The sequence below is a fragment of the Pseudomonas sp. SDO5532_S415 genome (genome assembly GCF_054071155.1).
On the sequence record NZ_JBSVWS010000001.1, the window covers coordinates 21021 to 34404 of the forward strand.

Consider the following 13384-nt stretch of genomic DNA (forward strand, 5'->3'; position numbering starts at 1 on the left):
TGATATGTTGAATATCCAATGTAAAAGCTTGTCATATTACGAAACAATGCTCGATGTTCTCACAAAGCATTACATCCTGATCGCCGACTATAAAAAACAGAACGTTCTACTCTCTGTCCCGAACCTTTATCTCCATGAGAAGACTCGCTCCTCGCTACAAACGTCAAAACGCTACGCTACAGTCATCTCAATGTTCTATCGATTTCTAGAGACTCAAAAACCCTTCAAATCCTTGGCACCGGGCGATTACCACACTATGGTTCGCAACCTTGATATCAAGCGGTGGCAAGTCTCCCGACATGCTGCGCGTCTTAAGAAAGGTGCCGCACGCCCTTCCTCGGCCACGATTTTTGACGATGCATTGATCGTTCGAAATTTCTTTGCCTGGGTTGTCGAATCCCCGTTCACATGCAACGTCAACATCAAGAAAGAAACGTGGATCTTGAATGTAAAAAGCGACAGGATGCTTAACTACATCAAGAAGAAAGCAGGCATTCGCATAGACAGTGACCCCATTCGCGTACTCGATCGGGAATCACGTCAGCATCATCAAAATCCTCTTATCACCGATTGGGAGATAAAACTGCTGTTGGAGTCTTACCCAGATAGCGTTTATGCAACGATGTTTTGCTTGGAGCTTGCCACAGCTTTGCGCCCCATTGAGCTCTGCAGTTTTCCGTATTTGGGAAACGGCAAAAACAAACATATCTTGCCGCGCTCACAAATGCCGGAGGGCGAGACACAATTTCCGTACAAAACACTGGGTAAAGGGAACAAGCTGCGCGATGTAATTATTCCTGCTTACGCGCTAGATGACGTTGAAAAAAGCTATACGGATAAGCAATACGCGGAACGTCGAAAAAAATACAAGGAAAAATTCGGCCAAGCTTGCCCGCCTTCAATCCTTTTTCTTACTGATGAAGGGGAGCCGGTAACACCTAAAAAGATTTCCGACGCTACGACCTATGCAAAAAAACTGGCGTACGCCAAGAATCCAAATTTTTCAATGCTCAATGATTTCTACCAAGCTCGACATTGGTGGCCCACCATGATGATGATTCAGCATCACGGAGAGAGGCTGCTGACCGATGCTGCCGACGTACTCGATCGTGCCCTTGCTCAAACCATCATGAATCAGATGGGGCACTCGAGGATTGTCACGACCTATAAGCACTACTTGAATCTGGCACGAGTATTAGTGATGGCCAAACAGGGACATGTTTTTGAAATGATCGGGGAAGACTTCAATATCCATCATCAGATTCAGGATTTTGGGTCGTCCGCATCGAGTTGCAGCAGTCCTAAGAAAGCACTATCGTGAAGGGTCATTTATACCGTTCTCAGCTACTATATAATCACAATGCTATTCTAGAGCGTATTAGACAACGATCTGACTTCTCCTACCTCGGGCTATCACACTCCCCGAGCAGATGAATACCTTGCTCGGATCACCCGCCATCAAGCCATACGTGTCATAGGCAATGGAGGTTTTAAACAGATTCAACAGGTCCCGTGCAACCGGGTCATCCATGGCAATGCTATTGGTTTGGATAGATTCGACACATGTACGACTTGCACGGGCGTCGATCAAGGCAGCATGCTCTATGTGCCGCTGGACAGCGTGGTGAAAGTGTTCTCGGTGGGCTATGTGCTGGTCTGTGTGTCGGTCGTTGTGTCGATGACGATTGCGGGTTTCTTCATCGACAACCTGATGAAGATGTACCTGATCGAATCGGCCATCGTGACCTGCTGCCACAGTGGGCTGGGCGGTACCGGAGATGTGGCGATTCTGTCGGCGGCGAACCGGATGTCGCTGATGCCGTAAGCGCAGATTTCGACGCGGATTGGCGGGGCTTCTACGGTGATTTTGGCGACGGTGTTGTTGCAGGTTTTTGTTTGAGGCCGGGTGACTTGAAGATAGTAATAAAAAAGGGGCGCGTTTATTTTTTGGCCAGTGCACAGGCCAACCAAATAAATCAGTGCCCTTTTTCCCCATTCCTTTCTTCAATCTTTTACTTTCAAATGCCTTTTTCGCTCCCCCATTTTAGCTTTGATCCAAAGAAACGTCGCTCCGACCCCTCCATAAATAAATGCCCCTTTTAAAACTCCTAGTGCAAAACCCCCATCAAAAACCCAAACACCATTTTTAGAATAATGTGCAAAAGCCCCTATAACCACGCCGCAGGAGCCCGCGACCAAAAACAACAAGACACAGCAAAACAACAGCAAAAAATATAAGCGAACCCCTACTTTTTTCGGCTTCATTTTTTATTCCCAAAATTCTGCACCGCATCACCTGCCACTTCAGACGTAAATGATCCAGCCATATTGCCAAACACTTCCGCCGAAGTATCCCCTACGTAGGGTTTAAGGACATTTGAAATAACAGGACCACCTTTGAATCCGATTGTTGTGCCAACAAATGAACCCAATAACGGATAGGCAGGATCCTCACCTTTTATCAGACTTCCGAGATATGAGCTGCTCAATCCTGCACCCTGTGTCACCCAAAATCCTTTGCCCTGAGTCAATCCACCGACAACCCCGGCAATGAAAGCATCGCCATAGCTGAAAGGCTCATCTTTTGTCAGCTGATAACCAGTGTTCGCACCAGCTGAAATAGCCGCTCCCAAGCCCATTGCCGCCGCCCCAACCGAGAGTTCTGTTGCGCTCAAAGGGCCTGCAATCATAATGGTCCATGCTTGAATCAGCCCTTTGGCGGCATCGGGTCCTTCAAAACCTTCGCCCTCTCTTATGGCTTTAAATCCTGCTTCCATCTCTTGCGCTGACGCGCCGTGTAGAACCGCATACTCACCATAGGATGCCGCGGCTTGGCTAGTGGCCACCAACCCGGGAGGGAAGATAACCATATCATTGTTTTCGGCAGCATTTTTCCCGGCCTGCGCGGCTGCAATCGCGGCAGCGCTGTTCCCTCCTATAAGCCCCCCGGCAACACCGCTTGCCATTGTCACTAAGGCAGAAACCGTTTGCTTTTGACTTTCACTCAGTTCCTTCACATCTGTAGTGCCGTACAACGCCTGCATTATTGCGTCGGTACTGCCTGCAGCAAGTGCTGCACCGGCTGCGCCAGCCCCCGCATTTCCCCCTTGCACACTCGCAGTTAATGCACCCAACAGGGCATGAGCCATAATTCGTGCTTCTTCGTTGCCCTTGGTCATTTGTTTGATGGTTTCAGCCAGATAGGGCGCCGAAGCCCCAACCAATGCCTGGGCGATATTGCCGCCCGCCAAGCCTTGAATGAGGGTTACGCCGACGGAGAGGTTCAGCTCGTCCTTGCTGACGATGGCGTTGTTCATCAGGTACTTGAACATCAACCGTCGTCCAGGCGTTTGGCGGCGATGTCCGGGTCATAGCTGAGGTTGCTCAGCAGGTAGTCCGAGCTCATGAACTGCTTGAGATCGGTGAGTACCGGGTTAGTCTCGATTAGGTTCTTGTGAAGTTTGCTGTGCACGCTGGTATCGGGCAGCCACTGCACCCGCGGTGCGTTGAACAAGGCCTAAAGGGTATTGTTCTTGGCGATTTCTCGACCTGCCACGAAAAAAGGGGAAAGGTGAATGCGTTCCTCCTTTCGACGTTATTTTTTGTTTTTACCAACAACTCCATCCAAAACATCTGCCAATACATCTGCCGAATCAGCTACATCTGATTCTAAATTTAGACGCCACCTATCTTTGCTCAAGAGCGATAGCATCTTTTTTGTCAAAAACAAATCTTCCTTCCAGTAACAGACTGGCAATTTTGAAAGTGCCTTCAACAACTCCCCATCATCTATATAACCAAAAAACAAATCTTTTTGTAAAGCGGCAATAGCGACCGGCAATAATTCAAATATGAATAATTCTTGTCTCACCGCACGGCATAAATTTTCAGCACTCAACTCATCAATAGGCACGTCACAAACAGAGCGATACCATTGAGTCAAAGGCGATGGAATGACTTCAGGCTGCCAAGAGCTATTCTGGCTAGTTGCTATTGAACGAAACGTTTTTTTCACATCCCCACTCCGCCTATTGCTTCTTCAATTCGCTTTATTACATAAACTGCAGCAAGCGACCCTCACCAATCTTTGTTTCCAGTTTTTTATTAAGGTTAGTCGATTGTGATGCAAAGAAGTCATCTACCTCTCCCAAACCTGGAACCTTCTGGATGCCTTTTGCACCAACAAGCTACAAAAATCAGGCCTCCTCACGAACTAAAGTGTTCTCCATGAATCTAAGTACCTCTCTTGGCTCGCGCTCAACAACCCCTATATAATGCTGATACTCATTAACCAACAACGAATACCCCAAAATAGAGTTTATTCCAAAAGTTTCAAACAAAACTCTATAATCAGCGCTGGACTGAGTAATACAGAACTCCCAACCTGATGGGATTTTAGAGTCTATCAAGTCAAACAAATTACTCGGAGCCCAGAAAGGTGGCTGGTCAGGAGCCCGCACTAAAAAGTCCACCCGATCAAAGATAAATAATAAAGCGTACACCAAATAATTTTCATCAATCTTTAATGGAGAGTAATCAGTTTCATCAACCTCACCCAAATACCGTTTCGAGGGTGGAATAGCTTCACCGGTACTAGATTTGCATTTAGCTAGCATGTGCTTACTCACTTAAACTTAAAATCATCAATGGCTCCCGTAGTGGAGTTTCTGACGTAATGAATTTCAATACCATTGATATTTTGGGCTGATTTTACCCAACCATCAGCAGCCGGCCATCGAGGATCAGTCATAGGAACAGGTAGCTGGCGACCAGCCGCCGGATTTGAAATAGCCTGTTCCATAGCAAGCTGTTCACTCAAATTAGCAGGCGCAGTTCTGCCTGTCGAACCCAAGCCTAGTGGAGTGTTAACGCCTTTTGCACCAGCTCCGATTTTCCCAAACAAGCCACCGCTCACCACGCTCAGAATCAAGCTATCACGGTCAGCAGCACTGATCGAAGCACCGTTCTCGATATTAGCTAACTTTGATTTCGTAGCGATCAGTTCACTGATGGCAGAGGCGTTTTTCTGTTGATACCGCGCCAAGTCAACTTTCAGTTCAAAAGGAATGCTACTGTCGAGCTGAAGATGAGCAATCCTTTCCTGCAGACTTTTCTGATCATCTATAAGCTGCCCAAAAAGCTGTATGCATTGAGAAGGCACCTGTTTGCAAGAATCGTAAACCGCATCTTGATTTACGAGACTCAAGTCACGGTATTTTTTCTGAACATCATCGCAGTTGCCTTTAGCTTTACAGGCACGAGCCTCCGGCTCGAAGTTGTCCAGGTCCTTGTGGTCCAAGTAGTTGTACTGCGTGGCGTTCTGCGCCACCCAAGCGCCTTTTTGCAAACTATCCGCATCAGCACCACTCTGCGTAGCCGCAGCCAACAACCCCACTATTTGCGAAGTCATATTCAGCAGGTCTTTGTCGCCACCGACCCACTTGTTGAGCTGGTCGACCAGCGCCTCATTAGCACCCGCCGCCAAAGCACCGGTACGGAAATCACCGCCGCTGACTTGTGCCAATAGACCACCGACCATGGCATGAACCATGACCTTTTGCAGGCTGCCGTCGGCCCACGGGGCGTAATCCCCCACGGCATTAAAACTGGCCGCCGCCAGGGTGTTAAACAACGTGTTTTGCAAGGCATCGCCCAAGTCGCCGCCCTGCCCCATGATCTTGCTCAACGCCATTGAGGTGCCGTTTTGCAAACCTTGGCTGGCCGCGAACTGACCTATGCCCTTCCAGGTGCTCAGGTTGGTTGTGATCTTTCCGGTGAGAGAGTTGGTAGTAGTGCCAGTCCAATCATTGAAGTAGCCCTGCGTCAGGTTCACCGTGACCGCCGTGATGACATAGCTCTTGAGCGCATCACGACTGGTGGCAGCTTTAAACCCGGCGCCCAGGTCGCCTCCGCCATCGATCGTGCCGACAACAAGATTGCTGGCCATTGGACCGAAAATCGGGCCGAGGAAGTAACTGGCAACAATGGCAATAATGAGCGCCGGAGCGGCGCCTAAACCTGAGCTTTCGTAGTCCCAGCTGTCATGCAGTTCTTTTACGAGTTGCCAATCGACGTCCCCGCGCCGCTCGGCGTCCTTCAACCAGGCCAACTTCGGGTCAGCCTGGACCATCGCGTCGATGGTCTGACTTACGGTTTTTTGATCGATGTTCTTCAGGTCGATCTTCAAACCATCAACCGCTTTGATCACGATCTGACCGTTGGCCGTCAGCTCACTCTGACGCAAAGTCTCATCGGTATTCCCCCTCCCCTTGGCACTGGTCCAAGCCAGGCTATTACTGCTCTTCTCATGACTCTCCTGATGCAGGTCCTTCACTGCCTCAAACGTAATGCTCCCCCCACTGTCCAGCGTCAGATCACCCCCACTATTGAGCTTGCCCACCTGATAACGCTGATCCCCACCACTGACCAGCATCAGGTCACCACCGCTGGTGATCTCACTGCCGATACCGACTTCGACAATTTCCCGCTGTCGACTTGCGTTATTGGACTATCGAATAAATGCAGACCTTTCCTTGATACGCTCTCCTAGAGTTACCGAGTAAGCCTCTGCTCCAAAAAATGCGTTGGTCGCTCAACTTCGCGCCTCGAGGCGGCTAAGCTTGTTAACTCCTGCAGGAAACATTTCACGTTGTTAAAGCATCAATATCGATCCGCTCCGGACTGTAGGTGTGCGTTCAAGGCTTTTCAGATATTGAATCGACCATTGTTGTAGCTTGCTTGTTGTGGTTTCTCGGTTAGCGGACGAGTCTTCAGAAATAGCAAGGTTTTGAAAGATGCCGGGCTCGTTCGACCAGCAGAATCGCTTGTAAATCGAGGGTCGTCGTATGGATACCCAGCTCTCTCAACGCCTGCTTTTGCTTCTGGCGCACGCCGCAACGTATTGCCATAACAATCGTGCCGCGGCGTTGCCTCTGCTCAGAGAAGCATCTGCACTCCTTTGGAGGATCAACCCCGATCAGCCTCCTCTTAGGCCTATGGCTTTGGAGGATCTTCTTTCCCGTCCAGCAACAGAGTGGTTACCGGAGTTTGTTCGAGGTGACTATGAGGGTGCCTTCTTGGCGGCAGGATTGCCCACCGTCACTTGTCACGAAGTGGCGGTGGAGATGGATGCCAAACAGATATGGGATCGCATTCAATCAAAGGTAAAGGACATCCGGGATCGCTGTCGCCTGAAGCAGCACGGTGATGAGCAATATCGGCGGTTCCGGCAACTCCTCATTGAGGAACCTGTCATTACTCCTATGCAAGTCGCACCGGTTTTCATTCCCCTGTCGCTTCAGCTGGATGAGTTTTACGAAGAAATTCCGGCTCACCTTCAGATCGAGGGAAAAATTTACCGATGTCCGGAATGCCGCTGGCCGATGCACCCACTGAAGCAAGACGTTGAGTGCATTTCTGCCTGGTGTCGCGAAAAGCAGAGCCTTTACTACAGAGACGGTAAAAAACTGCTCAATCGTGTGAATGGCATCGCGCTCGATGGGGAACCTGCGGCGGGTAAAAAAATGCTGATGGCTCCCTTCTGGAAGTTCACATTGCTTCCCGGCCTTCTGGAGTTGTCACTCGCCCGGGAGATAGCTGCGCTCGGCCTGGCGGTAACGTTATGGCCCGAGGTTGATCGGGCAGATCTTCGTGTTCGCATCGGTACACAGGATGTGGAGATCGACGCGAAGGTATGGTCGTCACCACATCAGCTGGCCCATCACGTCAATTCAACAAATAGGCCTGCCTCGCAATGGATCGTGATACCCGACTACCAATCGATGCACATCCCACTGTTAAGAGAGCTGATTATCTCGTCTATCAGCGTCTATACCCAGCGTGATTGCATCAAGGAGCTGATGCGCCTTGCGAACACTTTCTGAAATCACCACAACACTCTTTCTGGCCTTGGCAGCACGATACGCCAATAGGAAGCCGGAACTGGCAGACGCGGCGGCTCTTATTGCAGGCAGGACACAGAAGTGGACGGTGTGGCCAAGTCTTTCGCTGGAGGAGCAAACCCAGATCGCGGTAGGACTCAGACTGCGCCCCATGCCCTTGGCCCAACCAAGCTACTTTTTGAAGGAGGCATATTCTGTATTTGCTGATGAATTCAGCCTGTTTCAATTGTGCGACCCCGATCGGCAAGGTCACCCTCTCAGCGAATCAGATACCTACAGCGTCAAAGCTGATTTGAACCTCGACGTCATTATCACTGAGCACTACGAAGCGCTTCGCAACTGGCGCCAACCTGGTCGCACTGTCGCTCTACCCGAGGGTGGCGATATTCTTCTGAAGTCGGTATCAGCAAGCCGAACGAAGTTGTACAACATCAAGGAAAGCGAACGCCCCTTCCTTCCCTCACAAAGCCAGGTGATATCGGTAGCGAATTCACCTGCCACGCCCCAGATTACCTGGCACCACAGCGATCTACACGACTTGGCATTGCAGCTGGACAGTACGAGTGGACTGCACAACAGTCACGTGAGCTCCCTGAAAAATCTCTGGGGAAAAGAGTCAGAGAAGACGGTGAATGCGGGAAATTTTTATCGCATCAACGCCGCAACCGGCACCGGGAAATCGGTTGTGATGCTCTTGATGGCGATCAATGCTGCTGCACGCGGCCACAAGACTGTCGTTGCGGTACCCAGCCTCGTGGATGTAGCCAACACCGTTCAAAGCCTACGTCGATCTGCGCAGGCTACCTCACCCATGTTGAAGGTCGCACCGCTGCATTCCTTCAAGCGTATCCCGGAACAAGCGAGTCTCCAATTTGTTCAGGAGAAACGCGATCATCCTTACGACTACTCCTGTCTGTTAAACACCTTCGGTACAGAACTTGAAGACATGCCTGTGGGTCAGGAGCCATGCTTCAGACTGCAGTTGACGGACAAGAACGCTCAAGGAGAAGAAAGCAGCAAAAAGCTTCGGCACTGCCCATTCCTGTTCACATGTGGAATGACCTCGATGCTGGAGGAAGCGCTCGAGGCCGATATCATCGTCGTCAACCATCACGCGGTGTTGTCAGGTTCGACGCGGATTCCCTTCGACGACTCGGATAAATACCCTGGCCCGCGAAGCTTTATTGAATTGCTTCTTCGACACGCGTCAGTTTTCCTGGTGGATGAAATCGACGGCCTACTCAAATCCGCGATCGATGGCAGCGCATTCGATCTAGAGTTAGGCAATGCGAATGACAGTAGCCCACTGAAAAAGCTGAATTCGACCCTGGTAGGCGCCTCCAGGATCCCGGGCATTGATCGAAGCAGTCTCCTGCGGATCAAATGGCCGCTGAATTACTGTGCCAATGGCGTCGATCAATTGATGTACCTGCAGCAACGTCGTTACTTCGAGTGGCCAAAAAAAGAGACTACTTGGGCATCGGCCGAAGATGGTCTGATCATGAGCTCCCTCGGCATAAGTTTCGACACACTGCAGAATCTGTGCAGCCCTGAAGAAGCCGATGTTCCTGATCACCTTAAAGACCTACGCAGGAATTTGATCCTGGTGAGCGGTCAGAATGCTCCGCACCCCGAACATCATGCAATGGAAATAGGCAGAATCACTGCCTCACTTTCTGCCCAAGATTTGCTCCCTTCTCGGCTTGGCCACGAGCGTTTGAAACGCCTCAAAGCAGCGCTAATCCTGCGCCGACTTTTGGATCTCACCGAAGCCTCGCTACGTGACCTGCAAAGCGAGTTACCATCCTTTGTGGGGGCTGAAGTTCCGTTCGCATACGATCTTCAGCGAGACCTGAAAGGCAGGGAGCCCTTGTCATTAAGCCCATTTGGTCCTCTCCACAGAACTGTATACGGCTTCAAACGCAGGCAGGTCGCCCTCAATGAATCGGTGCTGAATGTGGTCGCCATGCGTGGAGACCCACACAGCATGCTGCTTGCCCTTCCCGACATCAGCGCCTTGGGATACGCCGGAGTGAAAAGAGCGTTTTTAGGATTTTCCGCCACAGCTTATTTCCCAGGCGCAAGCGCTTACGATCTCAAAGCCCGTGACTTCATTGACGTACCCGACGCAGAGGGGCAAGTCACTTTCGAAGACATTCCGTTGCAAACCGTTGTTTCGGGTGCGCCCTTTCATGAACGACCACAGCGAATCAAAGATCTGGCACAAGAGATTTGGCCAAGGCTGCAACAGCTTCTGACTCAACTTTCGAGCGCAACAGAAACAAAGGATCGCGCCAGGCTCCTTCTGGTGGCGAACAGTGATGCCGACGCCGAGCTTCTAGCCATTACGCTGTCGCGGCTGGCACCCACCCCGATCGTGGGCTGGGTAAGAGGGCGAGCCAGCGAGGCAAGAGCCACGGCACTCCACTCCACCGACACCCTCATCTATGACGACTTGACCGAATTCACCTCAGGCAAGCACAAGGACAAAACCATTCTTGTCAGTGCACTGCAACCAATGGCTCGGGGGCACAATATCGTGAATGACGATGGCCTTTCGGCTATAGGTGCAGTTGTCGTTTGCGTACGCCCATTGCCATCCTCTGATGATCCGAAAAACAATCTGGCCCATCTCTGCTATGAGACGTGGAACACCATCGCTCCCTCTTCGAGCCTGAGTGGAATACTCAGAAAAGAACGTGCATTGGCAAACATGATTCTCCACAGCATTCGCAGCTCGCCGCCTGCATTCAATCAGCAACCAGCGAACGTTCGCCACTACACCGTGATGAACATTCTGGTTTCCCTCACGCAACTGATTGGTAGGGGACGGCGAGGTGGCACCCCAGTGACCTGCTACTTCGCAGATGGTGCTTTCAGACATGGCCGCGTGAAGTGGTACTCACTGCTTGATACGAGTGTGAAGCGCCTCAAGGACGAAGGGGTCTGGCCTCAATTCGCGAACCATCACAACGGCATCGCAACAGCCGTTGAACAATACATTCGTCGCTCTGTGCAGGAAGCCTCATGAAAGACCAAGAATTGCGAACCAGCCTCTTCAGCTTTGATCCCAGCCAGTTGGCTCCCGCCTATCGCGTGCAGATCGGCCCCGACTATCTGTCAGCGTGGAATGTCCTCCAAAGCCTTGGCAAGAAAGCGTATGCGAATTTACCTACCAACGCGCTCGAGGAAATGCTCTCGGCACTCTCCAAAGGACCCGTAAAGGTCGCGAACAAGCCCTATTTTGATAACGGCAACGCCGCCATTCTCATGCTGTTCCCACTGCCGATTGAAATGATCAATCAGGTTCTTCAGCTTTGGGCGATGGAAATCATGCGACGGCATGATGCTGCTGTAGAAGGACTGGAGAGCAGACTTATCGTCACCGACGTCGTGCCCCTGTCTGCGCAAGCGTTATTGAAACCAGGGAAAATCTCTCCACTCGCTTACCCTACTATCCCTTGGCGCATTGCCCTGGAGATGCGCAACACACCCCTTCAAGTGCAAAGGCCTGCTACGCCCACAGAAGTCGCTGGAGCAAAGCGAGGTGTCCGCTTACACCTCGCGTCTGATAGCTCGCTGGTGACGTGGGATGACCCTGTGATCGCCACATCCAAAGCGGGCGAGTATCTCTGTAGCTCGTTGCATGTCATCGAGCCAAAGCTCGTATTGCTTCGCGATCGAGAGGAGCCCTTCATTCAACTGCGAGTTCGCATGAGCCACCTCATGCCAAATTGGATTGGAAAGAAAAGGCATGCTTGGGTCGACGCCGGTGGAGTCATAGTGCATGCAGGAGTGAAGTCCATTCCCAGGGACGGAGGATTCCAAAATATCTACGAGTTCCCGTCGAATGATTTGCTCAAGTTTTTAACTGGCTCGAATCATCTACCAATGCTGACTGAAGGAAGCATTTCCGTGGATAGTCCGTTCAGGCCTTATCATGCGGTCATGCCTTCGAACCCAAAAATTGGTTCAGGCCCGGGTTCATTGTTCCTCGACATGGTGAGCTTCCATCTGCTCACTTGCCTGCCTGGTTCAGTTCAAATGAAGGCCAAGAAAGCCGTCTCGAGTCTGAAGTCATCGCCACCCAACAGCGAAAATGCAGTAGCAGAAATTCGAGTCGCGGTTTTATCAGCGCACGCTCAAACGATGCTTAGGCTAACTGAAGCGAGCAAGACTCTCGGGAGCATGCCTTTCTTCAGGAAAATTGCTCCCCCTGCCATCTCGCTGCGTCGAATCGAGGCGCCAGACAGTGAGGCGATGCTTCATGGAGCTCGTAGCCTTGATGAGTTAAAACGCTGGCTTCTCCAGTACGTAATTCCCAGCCTCAAACAATACGGGCTTTCGGTAGCCGTCGTTGAAACCAGTGTCGAGGCTGCGTCCAAAGAGGACAACGATCCTAAACACTTCATTCGCCGAGTTCTTGCCGAGCAGGGAATCGCTACCCAATTCATCATGCGCTTGCCACCCAGCACTGGTGCTCAATCGTCGAAGGATGATGACGAGGATAATCGTGACTTCAAGGCATTAAATGCAGTTACCGAAACCATCCGGCTTTTCGGCTATTTTCCTACCCTGTTCCCTCGCTCGAAGAATATTCCCGAGGGCACCACCGTACAAACGGTCTTTCTGGACAGAATCACAGAGGCTGGCGCAGAAAAATTTCTTCCAGTCATCACCCGTGTGATCGCAGGGGGCACGAAAACTGACATTTTCTGGTTTGATCATCCTCAGTCACAACAAGGGCGTTGGTTCCCCTTCACTGAAGGTGTGTGTGCGATTCATGCATGGCCCGGGCTATTGGACAAGAGCCAGACCATACGGCTCATTGACCAGTCCATGCTGGCCTCTACACCCAGTGCTCATAGCCCGTTGATTGTATGTCTCCACAGTTTACTAAGAAGCCTGTATGGGGGCTTGAAGGACAGCCCTGGCTCTGGACTTCCTCCCGTCCCGCCTGGCACAGCAATCATTCGAGTGAGGGCAGACAGAGATGTCGCCCAAATAACTGGCGACCACGTCAGTCACCCTGACGGACCCTTTTACATCGGGCGCAAACTAGGTCTCTTCCAGTCGATGACGAGTGACTCTGTCTATTATTTCGTTTCGCCTTCGAAAGTATTCATGACGTCCCGTTCACATCGGTATAACTCTCGCTACGATATCGCCAGTCCAACCCTGAAGGAGCCTTGGCACCTGCTAGGGGTGACAGAGATCACTCTGATTCGACCGGGTTCGTTCGCAACCAATACTGCGATTGCAGAACAAATAGCGATACTTTGCAGAAATGCACCCATGTGGGATGGACACCTTCGCCGCCCTAGCCCCATGCATTTGGCCGCTCAGATTGCGGGAGACCATCCAATCATGGAGTTACGAAGAAAAAGCGACGCCAATCGAGAAGCAGAGGATCTAGTCCTCTCCTGAGCTCCTTAACGAAATCAATCATTCTCTTCGCTTCAGAGTCTGTTGATACCTTTGTA

Annotated in this window: 8 protein-coding genes and 3 pseudogenes; 5 read left to right on the forward strand and 6 right to left on the reverse strand. The window is 51.0% G+C overall.

The window, feature by feature from the left end; all coding sequences use genetic code 11:
• The first annotated feature begins 4 nt into the window (after positions 1-4).
• Complete coding sequence (locus tag ACW9HW_RS00105) at positions 5-1321, forward strand: hypothetical protein (protein ID WP_457397267.1); 1317 nt, start codon at positions 5-7, stop codon at positions 1319-1321.
• A 276-nt stretch (positions 1322-1597) separates the two neighbouring features.
• Positions 1598-1900, forward strand: a pseudogene (locus ACW9HW_RS00110) (2-hydroxycarboxylate transporter family protein); the annotation flags it as partial.
• 104 nt (positions 1901-2004) lie between these two features.
• Here the strand turns inward: ACW9HW_RS00110 and ACW9HW_RS00115 are convergent.
• The 6 genes and pseudogenes from ACW9HW_RS00115 to ACW9HW_RS00140 form a co-directional block, all read right to left on the reverse strand.
• Positions 2005-2265, reverse strand: a complete 261-nt coding sequence (locus tag ACW9HW_RS00115; RefSeq protein ID WP_457397268.1) for a hypothetical protein — start codon at positions 2263-2265, stop codon at positions 2005-2007.
• A complete protein-coding gene (locus ACW9HW_RS00120) occupies positions 2262-3179 on the reverse strand; it encodes a VENN motif pre-toxin domain-containing protein (RefSeq protein WP_457397632.1) in 918 nt (305 codons plus the stop codon). Before ACW9HW_RS00120 ends, ACW9HW_RS00115 begins: the two co-directional genes overlap by 4 nt.
• 81 nt (positions 3180-3260) lie before the next feature.
• Positions 3261-3499: pseudogene (locus ACW9HW_RS00125) on the reverse strand (hypothetical protein); the annotation flags it as partial.
• Positions 3500-3595: 96 nt separating this feature from the next.
• Complete coding sequence (locus ACW9HW_RS00130) at positions 3596-4015, reverse strand: contact-dependent growth inhibition system immunity protein (protein ID WP_457397270.1); 420 nt, start codon at positions 4013-4015, stop codon at positions 3596-3598.
• A 181-nt stretch (positions 4016-4196) separates the two neighbouring features.
• The gene (locus ACW9HW_RS00135; protein ID WP_457397272.1) at positions 4197-4616 is read right to left on the reverse strand and encodes a hypothetical protein; all 420 of its coding nucleotides are present in this window, start codon (positions 4614-4616) and stop codon (positions 4197-4199) included.
• 8 nt (positions 4617-4624) lie between these two features.
• A pseudogene (locus tag ACW9HW_RS00140) lies at positions 4625-6496 on the reverse strand (DUF637 domain-containing protein); the annotation flags it as partial.
• Positions 6497-6845: 349 nt separating this feature from the next.
• Here ACW9HW_RS00140 and ACW9HW_RS00145 point away from each other — a divergent pair.
• Genes ACW9HW_RS00145 through ACW9HW_RS00155 form a run of 3 tightly spaced genes read left to right on the forward strand, consistent with a single transcriptional unit; the run spans position 6846 to position 13328 of the window.
• A complete protein-coding gene (locus tag ACW9HW_RS00145) occupies positions 6846-7883 on the forward strand; it encodes a restriction endonuclease-related protein (protein WP_457397274.1) in 1038 nt (345 codons plus the stop codon).
• Positions 7867-10932 (forward strand): hypothetical protein, encoded by a 3066-nt coding sequence (locus tag ACW9HW_RS00150; RefSeq protein WP_457397276.1) that lies wholly within the window; start codon positions 7867-7869, stop codon positions 10930-10932. The genes ACW9HW_RS00145 and ACW9HW_RS00150 overlap by 17 nt, the downstream gene beginning before the upstream one ends.
• The gene (locus ACW9HW_RS00155; protein WP_457397277.1) at positions 10929-13328 is read left to right on the forward strand and encodes an RNaseH domain-containing protein; all 2400 of its coding nucleotides are present in this window, start codon (positions 10929-10931) and stop codon (positions 13326-13328) included. Before ACW9HW_RS00150 ends, ACW9HW_RS00155 begins: the two co-directional genes overlap by 4 nt.
• The last annotated feature ends 56 nt before the right edge of the window (positions 13329-13384 follow it).

Coding starts and splice junctions, on each gene's coding strand:
- ACW9HW_RS00105 (WP_457397267.1), top strand. CDS start 5: ATGTTGAATATCCAATGTAAAAGCTTGTCATATTACGAAACAATGCTC.
- ACW9HW_RS00115 (WP_457397268.1), bottom strand. CDS start 2,265: ATGAAGCCGAAAAAAGTAGGGGTTCGCTTATATTTTTTGCTGTTGTTT.
- ACW9HW_RS00120 (WP_457397632.1), bottom strand. CDS start 3,179: ATGACCAAGGGCAACGAAGAAGCACGAATTATGGCTCATGCCCTGTTG.
- ACW9HW_RS00135 (WP_457397272.1), bottom strand. CDS start 4,616: ATGCTAGCTAAATGCAAATCTAGTACCGGTGAAGCTATTCCACCCTCG.
- ACW9HW_RS00145 (WP_457397274.1), top strand. CDS start 6,846: ATGGATACCCAGCTCTCTCAACGCCTGCTTTTGCTTCTGGCGCACGCC.
- ACW9HW_RS00155 (WP_457397277.1), top strand. CDS start 10,929: ATGAAAGACCAAGAATTGCGAACCAGCCTCTTCAGCTTTGATCCCAGC.